General features: G+C 67.7%; 12 protein-coding genes. 10 read left to right on the top strand and 2 right to left on the bottom strand.

Going from position 1 to position 20340, the window contains the following annotated elements:
• Positions 1-6: 6 nt before the first annotated feature.
• Positions 7-675 (bottom strand): HEAT repeat domain-containing protein, encoded by a 669-nt coding sequence (locus ACGFWI_RS00585; protein ID WP_393903681.1) that lies wholly within the window; start codon positions 673-675, stop codon positions 7-9.
• A 529-nt stretch (positions 676-1204) separates the two neighbouring features.
• Between ACGFWI_RS00585 and acnA the strand changes: the two genes are divergently transcribed.
• Positions 1205-3922 carry an aconitate hydratase AcnA gene (gene acnA, locus ACGFWI_RS00590; RefSeq protein WP_393903682.1) on the top strand — a complete coding sequence of 906 codons (2718 nt, stop codon included), beginning with the start codon at positions 1205-1207 and terminating at the stop codon, positions 3920-3922.
• A gap of 114 nt (positions 3923-4036) precedes the next feature.
• Here the strand turns inward: acnA and ACGFWI_RS00595 are convergent, their stop codons facing one another.
• Positions 4037-7444 carry a GH92 family glycosyl hydrolase gene (locus ACGFWI_RS00595; protein WP_393903683.1) on the bottom strand — a complete coding sequence of 1136 codons (3408 nt, stop codon included), beginning with the start codon at positions 7442-7444 and terminating at the stop codon, positions 4037-4039.
• Positions 7445-7879: 435 nt separating this feature from the next.
• On the opposite strand from ACGFWI_RS00595, the gene ngcE reads away from it, so the two are divergent.
• From ngcE to ACGFWI_RS00640, 9 genes are all read left to right on the top strand, one after another.
• Positions 7880-9319, top strand: coding sequence for an N-acetylglucosamine/diacetylchitobiose ABC transporter substrate-binding protein (gene ngcE / locus ACGFWI_RS00600; RefSeq protein WP_393903684.1), 1440 nt, complete (start codon positions 7880-7882; stop codon positions 9317-9319).
• Between the two features lie 89 nt (positions 9320-9408).
• Complete coding sequence (locus ACGFWI_RS00605) at positions 9409-10332, top strand: carbohydrate ABC transporter permease (RefSeq protein WP_393903685.1); 924 nt, start codon at positions 9409-9411, stop codon at positions 10330-10332.
• Positions 10332-11297, top strand: a complete 966-nt coding sequence (locus ACGFWI_RS00610; protein WP_393903686.1) for a carbohydrate ABC transporter permease — start codon at positions 10332-10334, stop codon at positions 11295-11297. Before ACGFWI_RS00605 ends, ACGFWI_RS00610 begins: the two co-directional genes overlap by 1 nt.
• Positions 11298-11614: 317 nt before the next feature.
• The gene (locus ACGFWI_RS00615; protein WP_393903687.1) at positions 11615-12814 is read left to right on the top strand and encodes an ROK family protein; all 1200 of its coding nucleotides are present in this window, start codon (positions 11615-11617) and stop codon (positions 12812-12814) included.
• 140 nt (positions 12815-12954) lie between these two features.
• Entirely contained in the window at positions 12955-14049 is a 1095-nt protein-coding gene (locus ACGFWI_RS00620) for a sugar ABC transporter substrate-binding protein (protein WP_393903688.1), read from the top strand.
• Between the two features lie 238 nt (positions 14050-14287).
• Complete coding sequence (locus ACGFWI_RS00625; protein WP_393903689.1) at positions 14288-15088, top strand: ATP-binding cassette domain-containing protein; 801 nt, start codon at positions 14288-14290, stop codon at positions 15086-15088.
• Complete coding sequence (locus ACGFWI_RS00630) at positions 15085-16392, top strand: sugar ABC transporter permease (RefSeq protein ID WP_393903690.1); 1308 nt, start codon at positions 15085-15087, stop codon at positions 16390-16392. Before ACGFWI_RS00625 ends, ACGFWI_RS00630 begins: the two co-directional genes overlap by 4 nt.
• 212 nt (positions 16393-16604) lie before the next feature.
• Positions 16605-18590, top strand: a complete 1986-nt coding sequence (gene dxs, locus ACGFWI_RS00635) for a 1-deoxy-D-xylulose-5-phosphate synthase (RefSeq protein ID WP_393903691.1) — start codon at positions 16605-16607, stop codon at positions 18588-18590.
• A gap of 196 nt (positions 18591-18786) precedes the next feature.
• Positions 18787-20313, top strand: a complete 1527-nt coding sequence (locus ACGFWI_RS00640) for an amino acid permease (RefSeq protein ID WP_393903692.1) — start codon at positions 18787-18789, stop codon at positions 20311-20313.
• The last annotated feature ends 27 nt before the right edge of the window (positions 20314-20340 follow it).

Consider the following 20340-nt stretch of genomic DNA (forward strand, 5'->3'; position numbering starts at 1 on the left):
TGCCTGTCACCCCTCCTGGCTGGTCGTGCCGAGGGCCATGATGCGTTTCGCCTCCTCGATCGCGAACTCGAATCCGTCATCCGGATTGCGCAACAGCCGTTCCGTGGCGACCGCGTGCCGACGCACACGAGGGTCGAGATCCGCCATCGCGGCGCGCAGGGTCGGCATGATCGCCTCACCGAGCCCGATCAGCGCCCGGCTGAGGCTCAGCTGCGTCTCACGTGCGCCGCGTCCGAGCTGTGTCGCCAACACTCCCGCCAACGCGGGTTCTTCACCTTCGGGCACGAGCACGACCGCTGCTCGCCAGGCGCTCCGCACCACCTCGTCGTCGGCGTCGGACAGAAGCTCCCGTGTGATCGCCGGCCACGCCTGCCGATCCCCGATCTTGGACAGCGTGTGTAACGCCTGGCTGCGTGCCTGCGCACGCTCCGAGCGGACTTCGTTGAGAAGCACTGGGACCGTCATGGATGCCGAGTGGCGGGTGAGCGCCCATGTCAGCATTTCGCGCACGGAGAATTCGGGCTCGCTCGCGCATCGTTCGATGAGCTTGTCGATGAACCGCGGGTCAGGGGTCGTGCCGGCCGCCAGCGCTGCCCGCAGTCGCACTGACGAGCGGCTGTCCGCCAGCCCCTGGAGAGCTCGGATCGTGTCCGTGTCCTGTTTCGGCATGGTCATCGGGACCACCTCCTGGACACAGCGAAGGCCTTGTCACCGTGTCAAGGTCAAGCGGGGACGGGCCGCGAGATCACCCGGCATCCTCTGTCCACCGAGTTCGGTGCATGTCACGTCGGATGACTTGTCACGTCGGATGAGACGTGCGTGACGTGATGAGGCACGTTCACCGGTACGCCGACATCACGCGACGTGTCGGGCGGCCGCGTCGGGGTACCGCGTCGGGTTTGGAGCCGGAGCCGATGGAACAGCACGGGAAGCGTCGCCAGCCGGTCCCCGGCCGCATCCCGCCCTGGAGAGCGGTCAGCGGCCCGTCGTGACGTGCTCCGGGTGCGCTCCGCACCGGTCAGGGCATGACCTGGCCGCGACGATGTACTAGAGTTATCTCGACATCGAGATATCTGCCGAGAGGCGTACCGCTGCCGCGCCAGTAAGGCGTGCCTAACTTAGGCTTACCTTAGCGAATGGGGCAAGAGGCTGTGACGGCAGCATTGCGGCGGTACGCGCGAATTCATGCATGAAGGAGACTGTCGTGTCGGCGAACAGCTTCGACGCCCACAGCACGCTGCAGGTGGGCGACGAGTCGTACGAGATCTTCCGGCTGGACAAGGTCGAAGGCGCCGCGCGTCTTCCCTACAGCCTGAAGATTCTGCTGGAGAACCTGCTCCGCACCGAGGACGGCGCGAACATCACCGCCGATCACATCCGGGCGCTCGGCGGCTGGGACTCGCAGGCCCAGCCCAGCCAGGAGATCCAGTTCACGCCGGCCCGCGTGATCATGCAGGACTTCACCGGTGTGCCGTGTGTCGTGGACCTCGCGACCATGCGTGAGGCCGTGAAGGAGCTGGGCGGCGACCCGGCGAAGATCAACCCGCTGGCGCCGGCCGAGCTGGTCATCGACCACTCCGTCATCGCCGACAAGTTCGGCACGAAGGACGCCTTCGGCCAGAACGTCGAGCTGGAGTACGGCCGCAACAAGGAGCGCTACCAGTTCCTGCGCTGGGGCCAGACCGCCTTCGACGAGTTCAAGGTCGTCCCGCCCGGCACCGGCATCGTCCACCAGGTCAACATCGAGCACCTGGCGCGCACGGTCATGGTCCGCAACGGCCAGGCCTACCCCGACACCCTGGTCGGCACCGACTCGCACACCACCATGGTCAACGGCCTCGGTGTGCTGGGCTGGGGCGTCGGCGGCATCGAGGCCGAGGCCGCGATGCTCGGCCAGCCGGTCTCCATGCTCATCCCGCGCGTCGTCGGCTTCAAGCTGACCGGTGAGCTGAAGGCGGGCACCACCGCCACCGACCTCGTGCTGACCATCACCGAGATGCTGCGCAAGCACGGTGTCGTCGGCAAGTTCGTCGAGTTCTACGGCGAGGGCGTCGCCGCCACCTCGCTCGCCAACCGCGCCACCATCGGCAACATGTCGCCGGAGTTCGGCTCCACCGCCGCGATCTTCCCGATCGACGACGAGACCCTGAAGTACCTGCGCCTGACCGGCCGCGACGAGCAGCAGGTCGCGCTCGTCGAGGCGTACGCCAAGGAGCAGGGCCTCTGGCTCGACCCGGCCGCCGAGCCCGACTTCTCCGAGAAGCTGGAGCTGGACCTGTCGACGGTCGTCCCGTCGATCGCCGGCCCGAAGCGCCCGCAGGACCGCATCGTCCTGGCCAACGCCGCCCAGCAGTTCTCCCAGGACCTCCGCAACTACGTGGACAACGTGGACGAGGCCGGCATCGAGTCCTTCCCGGCCTCCGACGCCCCCGCGCTCCACCCCAACGGCGGCCCGTCGAACCCGACCACGGTCACCGCCCCCGACGGCTCGACGTACGAGATCGACCACGGCGCGGTCACCGTCGCGGCGATCACCTCCTGCACCAACACCTCCAACCCGTACGTCATGGTCGCCGCCGCGCTCGTCGCGAAGAAGGCGGTCGAGAAGGGCCTGACCCGCAAGCCGTGGGTCAAGACCACCCTGGCGCCGGGTTCCAAGGTCGTCACCGACTACTTCGACAAGGCCGGGCTCACCCCGTACCTCGACAAGGTCGGCTTCAACCTCGTCGGCTACGGCTGCACCACCTGCATCGGCAACTCCGGCCCGCTGCCGGAGGAGGTCTCCAAGGCCGTCAACGACCACGACCTCGCCGTCACCTCGGTGCTCTCCGGGAACCGTAACTTCGAGGGCCGGATCAACCCCGACGTCAAGATGAACTACCTGGCGTCCCCGCCGCTGGTCGTCGCTTACGCCCTCGCCGGTTCGATGAAGGTGGACATCACCAAGGACGCGCTCGGCACCGACACCGAGGGCAACCCGGTCCACCTGAAGGACATCTGGCCGACCGAGGCCGAGGTCAACGACGTCGTGGCCAACGCCATCGGCGAGGACATGTTCAACAAGTCCTACCAGGACGTCTTCGCGGGTGACGCCCAGTGGCAGGCGCTGCCGATTCCGACCGGCAACACCTTCGAGTGGGACCCGCAGTCCACCTACGTGCGCAAGCCCCCGTACTTCGAGGGCATGACGATGGAGACCACCCCGGTCTCCGACATCTCCGGCGCCCGGGTGCTGGCAAAGCTGGGCGACTCGGTCACCACCGACCACATCTCCCCGGCCGGTGCGATCAAGGCCGACACCCCGGCCGGCCAGTACCTCACCGAGCACGGCGTGGAGCGTCGTGACTTCAACTCCTACGGCTCGCGCCGTGGTAACCACGAGGTCATGATCCGCGGCACCTTCGCCAACATCCGCCTGCGCAACCAGATCGCGCCGGGTACGGAGGGCGGCTACACCCGCGACTTCACGCAGGACGGCGCGCCGGTCTCGTTCATCTACGACGCCTCGCAGAACTACCAGGCCGCCGGCACCCCGCTGGTCATCCTGGCCGGCAAGGAGTACGGCTCCGGCTCGTCCCGCGACTGGGCCGCCAAGGGCACCGCGCTGCTCGGCGTCAAGGCCGTCATCGCCGAGTCCTACGAGCGCATCCACCGCTCGAACCTCATCGGCATGGGCGTCCTGCCGCTGCAGTTCCCGGAGGGCGCGTCCGCCGAGTCGCTCGGCCTGACCGGCGAGGAGACCTTCTCCTTCTCCGGTGTGACCGAGCTGAACGACGGCACCACGCCGCGCACCGTCAAGGTCACCACCGACAGCGGTGTCGAGTTCGACTCGGTCGTCCGCATCGACACCCCCGGCGAGGCGGACTACTACCGCAACGGCGGCATCATGCAGTACGTGCTGCGCTCGCTGATCCGTAAGTGAGCAGGGCCGCCGGCAGCTGACCGGCGGTACCGGACGGGCCGCACTCCCTCGGTCGAGGGGGTGCGGCCCGTCCGCTTTCGGGAGCTCCACTGGGAGTTCACCGGTCAACGGGGGTTAGGGCGTCCCGAGTAGCTCGATCTCGGCGAGCGTGCCCTTGCCGTCGGGCACCAGCCGGTAGTGCCGATAGCTGCCGGGCCGGCTCATGGCGAAGACACGGGTCTGGCGGTCCCAGGTGAAGGACTCGCCCTTGCGGTGGTCCAGTGGCGTCCACCGCTTTCCGTCCTGGGAGCCCTCCAGCATCCAGCCGGCCGGCGCCGTGGTGCGGTCCGACGAGGTGAGCGTGTACGACGTGACCCGGGTGGGCCGGGTGAGGTCCACCGGGGCGCCGGTCAGTTCGGCCGCACTGTCGGAGGTGTTGTCGAAGAGCGGACCGCCGTCGGGACCGGTCACGTCCCGGGGCGGGGAGGGGATCTTGTCGTCCTGGGTGATCGACGTCGGGGCGGCCTGCGCTCCGGTGCCCCAGGCGGACGGCCGGTCGCCCATGGTGAAGTCCAGGGTGCCGCCGCGGGCGAGGAGCCGGTGTGGCAGGGCGGTGGACTTCCAGGGCTTGCCGTTCACCCGGAGGCTTTGGACATAGACATTGCGCGCGTTGTTGCGCGGTGCCTTGATGGTGAGATCACGGCCGTTTTCCAGATGGACCGTGGCCTTGGTGAACAGGGGGGAGCCCACCGCGTATTCGCCCTGGCCCATCACCAGCGGATAGAAGCCGAGTGAGCTGAAGACGTACCAGGCGGACATCTCGCCGTTGTCCTCGTCGCCCGGATACCCCTGGCCGATCTCACTGCCGAGGTAGAGCCGGGACATCGCCTCGCGGACCTTTTCCTGGGTCTTCCAGGGCTGCCCGGCCGCGTCGTACAGGTAGCCGATGTGGTGCGAGGGCTGATTGCTGTGACCGTACATGCCCATACGGGTGTCGCGGGCCTCGGTCATTTCGTGGATCACATCGCCGTACGAGCCGGCGAATTCCTTGGACGCGGTCTCCGGGGTGGAGAAGTAGGCATCCAGCTTCTTGGCCAGGCCGGAGCGGCCGCCGTAGAGGTTGGCCAGGCCCCGGGTGTCCTGCGGCGCGGTGAAGGCGAAGGTCCAGGCGTTGGTCTCGGTGTAGTCGTTGCCCCAGACCCGGGGGTCGAACGTGCCCGGCGGCAGCCGCCAGTTGCCCTGGGCGTCCTTGCCCTGGAAGAAGCCGACCTTGTCGTCGAAGAGCTTGACGTAGTTCTGGGCGCGGCCCAGGAAATAGGCGGATTCTTCCTTGTAGCGGGGTTTCTTGGTCTTCTCGTACAGCGCCTTGCCCATACGGGCGATGCCGAAGTCGTTGAGATAGCCCTCCAGCGCCCAGGACATGCCCTCGCGGGTGTCGGTGCTGGTGTAGCCCAGGAAGGGCGCGGTGTTCATGCCCTTACGGCCGACGCCGGGGTCCGGCGGGGCGACGGTGGCATTCTTGACGGCCGCGGCATAGGCCGCCTCGGCGTCGAATTTCACCCCCTTGGCGTAGGCGTCGGCGAAGGCCACATCGGAACTCGTACCGGTCATCAGGTCCGCATAGCCGGGCGAGGACCAGCGGGAGATCCAGCCGCCGTCCTTGAACTGCTGGACGAAGCCGTCGACCATTTTCCCGGCCCGTTTCGGGGTGAGCAGGGAGTAGGCGGGCCAGGTGGTCCGGTAGGTGTCCCAGAAGCCGTTGTTGACGTACACCTCACCGTCGACGATCTTCGAGCCGGTATGGGTCGGGGTGTCCGGCCCGGTCTGCGGCGAGAAGGGGCTGGCGTAGCGGCTGCGTGAACCGACCGTCTCGAAGCCGGAGTTGGGGTAGAGGTACAGCCGGTAGAGGTTGGAGTAGAGGGTGGTGAGCTGGTCGCGGCTCGCGCCCTGGACCTCGATCCGGCCGAGGAGGTCGTCCCACTGCGACTGCGCCCGGTCCTTAACGCCGGCGAAGGTCGCGTCGGCCGGGATCTCCCGGGTCAGATTCGCCTTCGCCTGGTCCACGCTGATCAGCGAGGTGGCGATCCGCATGGTCACGGTGCGGTCCGCCCCGGGCTGGAAGCGGAGGTAGCCGGTGACGTCCTTGCCGCCCCCGCCGTCGAGCTTGCCGCCGCCGGTGACCGGGGCGTCGAAGACGCCGTAGACGAAGAGCCGGGTGGCGCCGACGGACAGTCCGCTCCTGACGTCCGAGAAGCCGGTGACGATCCCGCGCTCGGTGTCCAGGCTCAGCCCGCCCTTGTTGTTGACGTTGTCGAAGATCAGGCTCGCCCGGTCGCCGGGGAAGGTGAAGCGCATCAGCGCGGCGTGGTCGGTCGGGGTGATCTCCGTCTTGAGACCGTTGTCGAAGGTCACGCCGTAGTAGTGCGGCTTCGCGGTCTCGTTGGAGTGGTGGAACGGCAGCGCACGGCCGCTGCGCGAGGCATCCGGGGTGCCGGCCACGGCGGACGGCATGACCTGGAACGTCTGCCGGTCTCCCATCCACGGGCTCGGCTCATGGCTGGCGCTGAAGCCCTGGAGGGTGGGGAGGTTGTCGGCGTTGTTCTTCCGCGCGTATTCGTAGAGCCAGTCCGCGGAGCCCGCGTTGGTGACCGGGGTCCAGAAGTTGAACCCGTTGGGGACGGCCGTGGCGGGGAAGGTGTTGCCGCGCGAGAAGCTGCCGCTGGAGAGCGTGCCGCGGGTGGTGACGGCGTAGTCGGAGAGGTGCGCGAGCGGCTTCTCCGCGGCTTTGGGGCCGAGGGTGAGGTCATCGACCCAGCCGCGGAAGGCCGGTGCGGTCCGGGGTGCCTCGGGCGCGTCGTAGCCGACCAGGATCCGGTCGACGGTCTTGCCGGCGGCGACCGCGCCGATCCGCGACTCCCGGTTGTTCCACTGGTTGACGTAGAGCGTCTTGGAGGCCGCCTGGCCCTGCGGCGTCAGCGGCGCGCCGTGCTGGTCGACGGTGGCCAGATCGCTGAGGTAGGTGCCGTCGGTGAAGGCCAGATCCACGGCGGTGTGGGTCGCCGGATAGGCCGGATCGCTCTTCGCCATCTCGGGAAAGAGCTTGTACGAGAGCGAAGTGGCCGCGGTGACGGGGAGATCGACGTCAAAGATCTTGTTGTACGCGTAGCCACGGCCGTCGGCGGTGTGGGTGCCGGAGTAGCGCAGCGCATGGGTGCCGCTGAAGCCGGCGTGCGTCTTGGCGGTGGGGGAGTCGCCGGGTCCGGTGTCGGTCCCGGTGTTCATGCCGGGCGCCGCGGGGGCGGTCTGCGGGCTGACGCCGGAGGCCCTGGGTTTTCCGTCGGGGCCGGTGTCGACGCTGTCGGTCCAGTCCGGCTGCGGTTCGCCGGGTTCGAAGGAGGAGCGGAACTCCGTTGCCCCCTGGGGCTTTCGGGGCGGCGCGGCCTGAGCCGGGCCGTGCACGGTGATGACGAGTAGAGCGGCCGCCGCGAGGGCGGCGGGGCGGGCGATCCCCCGCAGTGGACGGTGCCGGTATCTGAGCCGCACGCGAGCCCTCTCAACGAGATTGACATCGTTGTCAGTTACATGACGCCAAGATAAACAGAGATAAGTAAGGTGCGTGGGGACTTTGGTGTCAAGGGTGTTGCTGAGATCGGTGGGCCGCTCGGTCGCCGAGCGGTCCGGCAGAGTGATGTCCGGGCGAATCCCGTGCATGTCGGGGAGGTCTCAACTAGGGAAAGACTGCCGTCCAACCCTGCATTCGATCTTGCCCCTGCGGCCGGAAGTGGACTATACCTGTCGGCGTCCGACCGGCCGTACGACCACGGCCGTGGATCCGGGGGGAAGGCGGGAACGGATGACTGCCCCGCATTTCTCTAGCGCGCCCGGTGCACATCCCGTACAACTCAGCTTCATCTGACCCGCGGTGCCGGGGTGGCTCCGGTACACCGCCTGAGTCCTGAAGAAGGCGAGGACTTGAGCATGGGATCCACCTCTGAATTCAACCGTCGCGATCTGGTCAAGCGAGCCGCGGCCCTGGGGATCATCGCCGTACCGTCCATGGGAGTGCTGTCGGCGTGCGCCGGCAGCGGTGGCGAGGAAGATAACAAGGTCGAAAAGGGCAAGAAGTCGGCCAAGAATCCGCTCGCGGTCAATGAGTCGGCCGGCCTCGATGTGGTCATCTTCGACGGCGGTTTCGGCGACAAGTACGCCAAGGACGCACAGGGCGAGTACGTCAAGTCCTTCCCGAAGGCCGATGGCAAGGTCAAGCTCTCGTCGACCCAGAAGATCCAGTCGACGCTGCAGCCGCGCTTCAACGGCGGAAACCCTCCGGACCTCGTGGACAACTCGGGTGCGGAACAGATGGATTTCGGCACGCTGGTGGCCAAGGACCAGCTGACCGACCTCACGGCCCTCCTCGACGCCCCCTCCTTCGACGATCCGAACAAGAAGGTGCGCGACACGCTGCGCCCCGGTGTCGTCGAAATGGGCCAGTTCGGCGGCAAGGAAACCTGGATCCTCTACTACGCGTACACGGTCTACGGCGTCTGGTACTCCAAGGGCAATCTGCAGAAGCTGGACGCGGAATACCCGGAGACCTGGGACGACATGCTGGCCCTGTGCGCGAAGGCCAAGAAGAAGGGTGTCGCGGGCTGGACCTACCCGGGCAAATACCCGTACTACTTCCCCTTCAGCCTCTACCCGTTCATCGCCAAGATCGGCGGTGAAGAGGTCCTGCGGAAGATCGACAACCTGGAGCCGAACGCCTGGAAGGACCCGGCGGTCAAGGCGGCCTTCGACGCCTATTACGAGCTCTACAAGAAGGGCTATGTCCTCAAGGGCTCGCCCGGCCTGGACCACCTGCAGTCGCAGAAGGCGTGGGCCGAGGGGAAGGCGCTGTTCATCCCCAACGGTTCCTGGGTGGAGAACGAGTCGGCCAAACAGATCGCGAAGAACCCGCACTTCGATCTCGCGGTCGGCGCCCCGTCCAGCCTGTCCACCTCGGACAAGATGCCGTACGGCACCCTCTGGGCCTCCGGCGGCGAGCCGTACATCGTTCCGCGGAAGGCCCGCAACGCCGAGGGCGGTATGGAGCTGCTGCGCATCATGCTCAGCAAGAAGTCCTCGCAGAACTTCATCAAGCAGGTCTCCTCGCTCACCTCGCTCAACGGCGGCACCGAGGGGCTGACGCTCCCGCCCGGTCTGGCATCGGCGCAGGCCGCACTGCAGAAGGCCGGCCAGAACATCGTCAATCCGCGGTTGCAGGACTGGTATGTGGCGCTCCAGAAGGAGCGGATCGGTGTCGGTGCGCTGGGCGAGATGATGGCCGGCCGGATGACGCCCGACGAGGCCATCAAGAAGATCCAGAAGTACGCGGATGACACCCGCGACGACTCCAGCGTCAAGAAGTACAAGCGCTGACCGACAAGCGTGTGGGGGCACCGCCCAGCGTGAGCTGAGGGCGCGTCACCGGAGGCGGCAAACGCAGGGAGAGAACGGGATCGGTAGTCATGAAACACGGTAAGTACCGTTTCATCGCGGGGTTCTTGGTCCTCCCGCTGGCGATTTACGCGATCTTCGTGATCTCGCCGTTCGTGCAGGCCATCTACTACTCCTTCACGGACTGGACCGGACTGAGTCCGGACATGAAGATGGTCGGCTTCGACAACTATGCGCGCCTCTTCACGGACGATGTCTTCTGGTCCGCCGTGGGCAACAGCGTGACGTTGTTGCTGCTCCTGCCGGTGGTGACGCTCTCGCTCGGGCTCTTCTTCGCCTTTATGCTCAACGTCGGTGGCCGCCGCCGGAAGAAGGCGGTCATCGGCGGTGTGCGCGGCTCGGGCACCTACAAAATTCTCTACTTCTTCCCGCAGGTGCTGTCGGTCCCGATCGTCGCGCTGCTGTTCCAGTTCGCCTACAACCCGGAGAGCGGTGCGCTCAACGCCTTCTTCCAGGCGATCGGGCTCGACAATCTGCAGCCGGACTGGCTGGGCGATCCGCAGATCGCGCTGTGGTGCGTCATGGCCGCGATGGTATGGGCCAATGTCGGCTTCTATGTGGTGCTCTTCTCCGCCGGTATGAGCTCCATTCCGAAGGACTTCTACGAGGCCGCGCTGCTGGACGGCGCGAACCGCTTCAACACGTTCTTCCGGATCACCCTGCCGCTGCTGTGGGACACGGTCCAGACCGGCTGGATCTATATGGGCATCCTCGCCCTGGATGTTTCGGCCTTCGCGTTCGTGCAGATCATGAGTGTCGGTCCGGGCGGTCCCGACTATTCGACCGAGGTCCTTCCGCTGTACGTGTACCAGAAGACCTTCCGCGACGGTCAGGCCGGATATGCGACGGCCATCGGCGTTTCCCTGCTGATCGTGACCCTCATCTTCTCGGCCATCGTGATGCGGCTGGGACGACGCGAGCGACTGGAGTTCTGATGAGTGCGCAGACGGATCCGGCGGACCTCCCCGGTGTGACGAAGGAGCAGGAACCGCAGCCGGGTACCTCGCGACTGCCCGGGCCGCGCGATGGTCAGGGCGGGAAGGGCGGCGCCCGCTCCGGTGGCGGGAGAAGAGAGGGCAAGGTCCTCAACGTCTTCTCGCACGGAGTCCTGGTGATCTGGGGCCTCTTGGTCACCATGCCGCTGCTGTGGGCGGTGGTGAGCTCCTTCAAGGACGACACCGAGATCTTCGGCTCGCCCTGGGGGCTGCCCTCGGTCCTGCACTTCGACAACTGGTCACGCGCCTGGGACAAGGCGAACATGGGCCAGTACTTCCTCAACTCGCTGATCGTCGTGGGCGGTTCGCTGATCGGCACGATGCTGCTGGGGGCGATGGCGGCGTATGTGCTGGCCCGTTTCGACTTCCCGGGCAACCGCTTCGTGTACTTCCTGTTCGTGGGCGGGATGGGCTTCCCGGTCATCCTGGCGCTGGTCCCGCTGTTCTTCGTCATGAAGAACATGGCGCTGCTGGACACCTACCAAGGTCTGATCCTGGTCTATATCGCCTACTCACTGCCGTTCACGGTCTTCTTCCTCAGCGGATTCTTCAGGACGCTGCCCACCTCGGTGGCCGAGGCGGCGCTCATCGACGGCGCCTCGCACACCCGCACCTTCTTCCAGGTGATGCTGCCGATGGCCAAGCCCGGCCTGATCAGCGTCGGGATCTTCAACTTCCTCGGGCAGTGGAATCAGTACCTGCTGCCGACGGTGCTCAACGTCGGGGATCCGGACAAGAAGATGCTGACCCAGGGACTGGTGGCGCTGGCGGTGAGCCAGGGCTACAAGGGGGACTGGTCCGGTCTGTTCGCGGGGCTGACGATCGCGATGCTGCCGGTGCTCGCCGCGTACATCATCTTCCAGCGGCAGGTGGTGGCCGGTCTGACCGCGGGCGCACTGAAGTAGGGGAGCGGGCCGGGGAGCGGTACGCCGCCGACGGGTGGCGATGGATTTGCGCCAGGTTTGCGCACCGCCGGGTGCGCGCTCCGGGGCGGCTCCGCCGCGGCGGAGCCGCCCTCGCGGGCTTCCCGGAGGGACCGCCCCTGATCATGTGTGGGCTCAACGCCTTGACGGGACTTCCCGGCTGGAGTTCTGCTTAGAGTTCACATGTTGAATCGAGGGCCGTCCCACAAGGGTGTGGGTTCGGCCGGCGGGTGGTCGATGTACCTCCCCCAGTCACCACTGGGAGGTACCCCCGGCCCCAGACGGGAGTGGATGACTCGATGGAGACTCCGGGGTCGCAGTCCTCGCTGCACCGGGCCAATCTGGAGCGGGTCGTACGCGCGGTGCGTATGGCGGGCTCACTCACGCAGGCGGAGATCGCCCGGAGCACGGGGCTGTCCGCGGCCACCGTTTCCAACATCGTTCGTGAGTTGAAGGACGGCGGGACCGTTGAGGTGACCCCGACCTCGGCGGGCGGGCGGCGGGCGCGCAGCGTCTCCCTCTCCGGCGATGCGGGCATCGTCGTAGGGGTCGATTTCGGGCATTCCCATCTGCGGGTGGCGGTCGGCAACCTCGCCCACCAGGTGCTTGCCGAGGAGGCCGAGCCGATCGATGTGGACGCATCCGCTGCCGAGGGCTTCGACCGGGCGGAAGAGCTGGTCAACCGGCTGATCACGGCCACCGGACTCGACGCGGGCAAGGTCATCGGCGTCGGCCTGGGCGTACCGGGACCCATCGACGTCGAGTCCGGGACGCTGGGCTCGACGGCGATCCTGCCGGGCTGGTCGGGGACCAACCCCAGCCAGGAGCTGTCCGGGCGTCTCGGCGTGCCCGTCTACGTCGACAACGACGCCAACCTCGGCGCGCTGGGCGAGCTGGTGTGGGGCGGCGGCCGGGGGGCCACCGATCTGGCGTACATCAAGGTCGCCAGCGGTGTCGGCGCCGGCCTGGTGATCAGCGGGCAGATCTACCGGGGGCCGGGCGGCACGGCGGGCGAGATCGGGCACATCACGCTGGACGAGTCCGGCCCGGTGTGCCGCTGCGGCAACCGCGGCTGCCTGGAGACCTTCACCGCGGCCCGCTACGTCCTCCCGCTGCTGCAGCCGAGCCACGGCCTCGATCTGACCATGGCGCGGGTGGTGCAGCTGGCCCGCGAGGGCGACCCGGGCTGCCGGCGGGTGATTGCGGACGTAGGCCGTCATATCGGGAGTGGTGTGGCGAACCTGTGCAATCTGCTCAATCCCAGCAGGGTGGTGCTCGGCGGTGATCTCGCCGAGGCCGGTGAGCTGGTCCTGGCGCCAATCCGTGAATCGGTGTCGCGGTACGCGATCCCCAGTGCCGCACGGCAGTTGGGGATCGTCCCCGGCACGCTCGGGGGCCGTGCGGAGGTACTGGGCGCGCTGGCGCTGGTGCTGAGCGAGATGGGCGATTCGACCCTGCTCGACGGCGCGCAGCCCGCGGGCGCGCCGGCCCTAGCGTGAAAGCGCTGAGTTCACACAGCTAACGCATGGCACCGTTGTCATCTCGTTAAGGATTTACTCCTTGACGGTCGGCTGGCGGCCGAGTTGACTTCCAGCCACCTCGGCCGCAACGACGCGGCCTCGTCAGGGAGGCAACCCCAATGAACGTTTGGACGCGTCGCGTCGTCATAGGCACCGCCGCCGTCTCGATGGCGCTCTCCGTGGCCGCGTGCGGTAAGGCCGGCGACAACGCCAAGGGTGGCGGTGGCGACAACAAGACCATCGGTCTTCTCCTGCCGGAGAACAAGACCACGCGTTACGAGACCTTCGACCGTCCGCTGATCGAGGCGAAGATCCACAAACTGTGCAGCGACTGCACGGTCAAGTACAACAACGCGGCGCAGGAGACCGAGAACCAGAAGAAGCAGTTCGACGCGCTGATCACCCAGGGCGTCAAGGTGATCATTCTGGACTCCGTCGACTACAAGGCGACCAAGTCCTGGGTGAACCAGGCCGCCAAGAAGGGTGTCAAGGTCGTCGCCTACGACCGGCTGGCCGAGGGCAAGCTCTCCGCCTACGTGTCCTACGACAACGAGAAGATCGGCCGCCTGCAGGGCCAGGCGCTGGTCAAGGCGCTCGGCGGCAAGGCCAAGGACAGCAATGTCGTCATGATCAACGGCTCGCCGACCGACCCGAACATGCCGTTCTTCAAGAAGGGCGCCCACAGCGTCCTCGACAAGCAGGTCAAGAAGGTCGCGTACGAGCAGGACATCCCCGACTGGTCGCCCGACGAGGCCAACAAGAAGATGGGCGCGGCCCTCGACTCGCTCGGCAAGGACGGCTTCCAGGGCGTCTACTCCGGCAACGACGGCATGGCCGGCGGCATCATCACCGCCCTCAAGCAGAAGGGCGTCAAGGTCCCGGTCGGCGGCCAGGACGCCGAGCTCGCGGGTCTGCAGCGGATCCTCAAGGGCGAGCAGGCCTTCACGATCTACAAGCAGATCAAGCCGCAGGCGGACTCCACCGCCGAGATCGCGGTCAAGCTGCTCAAGGGCGGCAAGATCGGCTCCCTGACGGACACCAAGGTCGACAGCCTCAGCGGCGAGGTCAAGGGCATCCCGGCCAAGCTGTACGACGCGCAGATCGTGACCAAGGACAACATCGCCTCCACGATCATCAAGGACAAGGTCTACAAGGCGAGCCAGATCTGCACCGGCGACGTCAAGAAAGCCTGCGAGGCGGCCGGCATCAAGTAGGCCCCGGCCCGTCGGCCACGGCTCCCCGGCCACGCCCACCGGCACACCTCTCCACCCCGGGGCCCTCGGGCCCCGGGCCCCCGGTCAGGCGGGGCCGCGCGGCACCGCCCGCGGCCCCCGACCCGGTCCGTACCCCGCCCGGCGACATCCCGTCCCGGGCGCGGACGCCGGACCGTTCCTCGCAAGCCCCCCCGCTCCACGCACCACCATCCCCGCCGTTGTGACGGCGGCGAAGGAGATGATTCACGTGTCCGCTACGCCTGTGCTGGCGTTGCGCGGAGTCTCCAAGCGGTTCGGCGCCGTCCAAGCACTCACGGACGTCACCCTGGAGATCCACCCCGGTGAGGTGGTCGCCCTTGTCGGCGACAACGGCGCCGGCAAGTCCACCCTCGTCAAGACCATCTCGGGCGTCCACCCGGTCGACGACGGCGCCATCGAATGGGAGGGCAAGGCGGTACGCATCAACAAGCCGCACGACGCCCAGGAACTCGGCGTCGCCACCGTCTACCAGGACCTCGCGCTCTGCGACAACCTCGATGTGGTCGCCAACCTCTACCTCGGCAACGAGATCCGCACCGTAGGTGTCCTCGACGAGATCGCGATGGAGAAGCGCGCCAAGGAGCTGCTGGACACCCTGTCCATCCGCATCCCGAGCGTCCGCATCCCCGTCGCCGCGCTCTCCGGCGGTCAGCGGCAGGTCGTCGCGATCGCCCGCGCGCTGATCGGCGACCCGAAGGTCGTCATCCTCGACGAGCCCACCGCCGCCCTCGGTGTCGAGCAGACCGCCCAGGTCCTCGACCTCGTCGAGCGGCTGCGCGAGCGCGAGCTCGGCGTCATCCTCATCAGCCACAACATGGCCGATGTGCAGGCCGTCGCGGACCGGGTCGCGGTGCTTCGGCTGGGGCGCAACAACGGGGTCTTCGATGTCGAGGGCACCTCCCACGAAGAGATCATCGCCGCCATCACCGGCGCCTCGGACAACGCCGTGACCCGCCGTAAGGCGCGTACGGACCAGGTGAAGAAGGAGGTCGGCGCATGAGTGATCTCACCAAGCAGCCTGCCGCGGGTGAGGACGAGGCGACCGCGGCCGCCCCGGCCGTCGACACCCCCCAGCCGGCCGCCATCGACCCCCGCCTGCTCGTCCGCGAGCAGGGCTTCGCCGGCTACCTCAACGACTTCAAGCGCCGGGTGCGCGGTGGTGAGCTGGGCTCACTGCCGGTCGTCATCGGCCTGGTCGTCATTGCGGTCGTCTTCCAGCTCAAGAACAGCAGCTTCCTGTCCGCCGACAGCCTCGCGAACATCGGTGTCTACACCTCCGGCCTCGGCATCATGGCCGTCGGCATCGTCTTCGTGCTGCTGCTCGGCGAGATCGATCTGTCCGTCGGCTCGGTGGCGGGCGTCGGCGCGGCCGTATGGGCCGTGCTGAGCGTCACCCACGGTGTCAACGACTGGCTCGCCGTCCTGATCGCCGTCGTGGCCGGTGTGGTCATCGGCGCCCTGCACGGGTTCTTTTTCGCCAAGATCGGCGTGCCGGCCTTCGTCGTCACCCTGGCCGGTTTCCTCGGCTGGAGCGGGCTGCAGATCTGGATGATGGGCAAGGAAGGCTCCATCAACACGCCGAGCGGCAGCGTGGTGGAGAACCTCACCGGTTACTACTTCGAGGACAAGGGCGCGGCCTACGGTCTCGCGCTGATCGCGGTCCTCGCCTACGCCGGATCGCTGCTGCTGGACAGCAAGCGCCGCAAGGCCGCCGCGCTGCCCTCCCGGCCGCTCAGCGAGATCCTGCTGCGCACGGGCGTGGTCGCGGTGATCGCCTTCGTCGTCGCCTATGTCCTGAACGAGCCGGCCGGCGCCCGCGGTCTGCCGCTGGCCCTGGTGCTGTTCCTCGCGGTCCTGGTCATCGCCGACTTCGTGGTGCGCCGCACCCCCTACGGACGGCAGATCTTCGCGGTCGGCGGCAACGCCGAGGCGGCGCGCCGGGCCGGCATCAATGTGAACAAGATCCGGATCAGCGTCTTCGCCATCTCCGGCATGCTCGCGGCCTTCGGCGGACTGTTCATCGCCAGCCTCTCCGGTGGTGCCACCAAGAACCTGGGCTCCGGCAACACCCTGATGAACGTCATCGCGGCGGCCGTCATCGGCGGCACCAGCCTCTTCGGCGGCCGTGGCAAGATCTGGTCCGCGCTGCTGGGCATGCTGGTCATCCAGTCGATCCAGCAGGGCCTGAACCTGCTGGGCATGGCGAGTGAGATCCAGTACATGATCACCGGCGCGGTGCTGCTCGCCGCCGTGGTGATCGACTCGGTCTCCCGTCGGACGCAGAAGACAGCCGGACGCACCTGACCGCGCCTGTCGCACGGCGGCACCGGCCCCCACCGGGCATGATCCGGTGGGGGCCGTTCCGCGTGCGGCGCCGCACCCCATGCGGCGCGCCGAAGTCCGTTTCACCCGAGTGACATACATCGCAAGGCCCGGGCGTCGGCCCGGCGGACGCGACATTAGACTCATCTGATCGGCAAGCTCGATCCACGGCAGCAAGCAGCAAGGAGGCAGGGGTGGCGTTGCTTTCCCGTATCAGGGGACCGCGCGATCTGGACCGACTGGGCCCGGAGCAGCTCGAGCAGCTGGCGGGGGAGATCCGTACCTTCCTTGTCGACGCGGTGTCCAAGACCGGTGGCCACCTCGGGCCGAACCTCGGCGTGGTCGAGCTGACCATCGCCCTGCACCGTGTCTTCCACTCCCCGAAGGACAAGGTCCTCTTCGACACCGGGCACCAGTCCTACGTCCACAAGCTGCTCACCGGCCGTCAGGACTTCACCAAGCTCAAGGCGAAGGGCGGCCTGTCCGGCTACCCCTCCCGCGCCGAGTCCGAGCACGACGTCATCGAGAACAGCCACGCCTCCACGGTCCTGGGCTGGGCCGAGGGCATCGCCAAGGCCAACGAGGTACGCGGATCGGACAACCGGGTCGCCGCGGTCATCGGTGACGGCGCGCTGACCGGTGGCATGGCCTGGGAGGCGCTCAACAACATCGCCGCCGCCAAGGACCGCCCGCTCGTCATCGTCGTCAACGACAACGAGCGCTCCTACGCGCCGACCATCGGCGGCCTCGCCAATCACCTGGCGACGCTGCGCACCACGGACGGCTACGAGCGTTTCCTGGCCCGCGGCAAGGACCTGCTGGAGCGGACGCCGGTCGTCGGCAGGCCGCTCTACGAGACCCTGCACGGCGCCAAGAAGGGCCTGAAGGACTTCATCGCCCCGCAGGGCATGTTCGAGGACCTGGGGCTCAAGTACGTAGGCCCGATCGACGGTCATGACATCGAGGCGCTGGAATCGGCCCTGACGCGCGCCAAGCGCTTCGGCGGTCCGGTCATCGTCCACTGCCTCACCGAGAAGGGCCGCGGCTACCAGCCCGCCCTCCAGGACGAGGCGGACCGCTTCCACGCCGTCGGCAAGATCCACCCCGACACCGGCCTGCCCATCTCTTCGGGCGGCAAGGACTGGACGTCCGTCTTCGGCGACGAGATGGTCGAGCTCGGCAAGGAGCGGGGGGACATCGTCGCCATCACGGCGGCCATGCTCCAGCCCGTCGGACTGGAGAAGTTCGCCAAGGCCTTCCCCGACCGCGTCTACGACGTCGGCATCGCCGAGCAGCACGCCGCGGTCTCCGCGGCGGGCATGGCCACCGGTGGCCTGCACCCGGTCTTCGCGGTCTACGCCACCTTCCTCAACCGGGCCTTCGACCAGGTGCTGATGGATGTGGCGCTGCACAAGTGCGGCGTCACCTTCGTGCTGGACCGGGCCGGTGTCACCGGCACCGACGGCGCCTCGCACAACGGCATGTGGGACATGTCGATCCTGCAGGTCGTCCCCGGTCTGCGGATCGCCGCGCCGCGCGACGCCGACCAGGTGCGCGCCCAGCTGCGCGAGGCCGTCGAGGTCGATGACGCGCCCACCGTGGTGCGTTACTCCAAGGGCGCGGTCGGCCCGGCCGTCGAGGCCATCGGCCGGGTGGGCGGCATGGACGTGCTGCGCAAGCCCGCCGAGGCGGTCAAGCGCCCGGATGTCCTGCTGGTCTCCGTGGGCGCGCTCGCCCCGATGTGCCTGGAGATCGCCGACCTCCTCGACAAGCAGGGCATCTCCACCACCGTCGTCGACCCGCGCTGGGTCAAGCCGGTCGACGAGGCGCTGCCGGGTCTCGCCGCCCGGCACCGGGTCGTGGTCACCGTCGAGGACAACGTCCGCTCCGGCGGCGTCGGTTCGGCCGTTGCCCAGGCCATGCGGGACGCCGGTGTGGACGTCCCGCTGCGCGACTTCGGCATCCCCGAGCGGTTCCTCGACCACGCCTCCCGCAAGGAGGTCATGGCGGAGATCGGGCTCACCGCGCCGGACATCGCCCGCCAGGTGACCGGTCTGGTCTCCAAGATTGACGGCCTCCCCCAGTCTCAGCTGCCTGCGACCGGGGAGACCGCCATCGACGACGCCGGGTCCGCGGGGGCCAACGGCATGGCCGAGCGGGCCGAGGCCGCCCGCGACTGATTCCGCAGCCGCCAGCGATGGGCCGGCCGGTCATCCGTACGGATGTTCCGCCCGGCCCATCGGCATGGGCGCAGTAACACTCCATCGGGTGAATCCCGGCCGTCCGGGGGCCCGCCGAAGCTGACTGCTTCCCGTCATTGCGGAGACTCGGTCAGTTCAGGAGAGTTGCGAGGGTCGTCCAGGCGGAGGTTCGCCCATGAGCACACAGCACGGCACACCACACGATTCGCGCCGCAATCGCGGCATGTTCCGGACGAAGACTGTAGAGCAGTCGATCCTGGACACCGAGGAGCCGGAGCACACGCTCAAAAAGTCCCTGTCGGCGCTCGATCTGACCGTCTTCGGTGTCGGTGTCGTCATCGGCACCGGCATTTTCGTCCTGACCGGAAAAATCGCCAAGGAGCAGGCCGGGCCTGCCGTGGCACTGTCTTTTGTCGTCGCGGGCGTGGTCTGTGCGCTGGCGGCGCTGTGTTACGCGGAGTTCGCCTCCACCGTGCCGGTCGCCGGCTCGGCCTACACCTTCTCCTACGCCTCACTCGGCGAGCTGCCGGCCTGGATCATCGGCTGGGACCTGATCCTGGAACTCGCCCTGGGCTGTGCGGTGGTCGCCGTCGGCTGGTCCGGCTATGTGCGCTCCCTGCTGGACAGCGTCGGACTGCATCTGCCCCCGGGGCTCTCCGGCACCCATGAGGGGCACTTCGGCTTCGATCTGCTCGCCACGATTCTCGTGCTGGTGCTGACCGGCATCCTGGTGCTCGGAATGAAGCTGTCCTCGCGGGTGACGGTGGTGGTCGTCGGGATCAAGGTCACCGTCGTCCTGCTGGTCATCATCGCCGGAGCCTTCCTCATCAGCGGCGCCAACTACACGCCGTTCATCCCGCCCAGCAAGCCCAGCGAGACCGGCGTCGGACTGGGCGAGCCGCTGGCGCAGCTGCTGTTCGGATTCGCCCCGACCAACTTCGGGGTGATGGGGATCTTCGCCGCGGCGGCCGTGGTCTTCTTCGCCTTCATCGGCTTCGACATCGTGGCCACCGCCGCCGAGGAGACCCGCAACCCGCAGCGCGACGTGCCCCGCGGCATCCTCGGCTCGCTGGCCATCTGCACGGTCCTCTACGTGGCCGTGTCGGTCGTCGTCACCGGCATGGAGAAGTACAGCAAGCTCTCCACCGACGCCCCGCTCGCCGATGCCTTCAAGGACCTCGGACACCCCTTCTTCGCCGACGTGATCAGCTTCGGCGCCGCCGTGGGCCTGACCTCGGTCAGCATGATCCTGCTGCTCGGCCAGAGCCGGGTGTTCTTCGCGATGAGCCGGGACGGGCTGCTGCCGCGGGTCTTCTCCCTGGCCCACCCCCGCTTCGGTACCCCCTACCGGGCCACCATCCTGCTGGGCGTCGTCGTCGCCGTCGTCTCCGGCTTCACCTCGATCGACGAACTCGCCGAACTGGTCAACATCGGCACCCTGTTCGCGTTCGTCGTGGTCGCCATCGGCGTCGTTCTGCTCCGCCGCTCCCGGCCCGATCTGCACCGCTCCTTCCGTACCCCGTGGGTGCCGGTGGTGCCGGTGCTGTCGGTGCTCGCCTCGCTGTGGCTGATGCTCAATCTGCCCGCGGAGACCTGGGTCCGGTTCGCGATCTGGATGGTCGTCGGGTTCGGCGTCTACTTCCTGTACGGGCGGTCGCACAGCCGCCTCGGCATCCGCAACCGGCAGTCCGGCAAGGGCTGACGCCCGGCCGCACGTCCGCCCCGGTCC

The sequence above is a fragment of the Streptomyces sp. NPDC048434 genome (assembly GCF_043200375.1).
GTDB lineage: Bacteria > Actinomycetota > Actinomycetes > Streptomycetales > Streptomycetaceae > Streptomyces.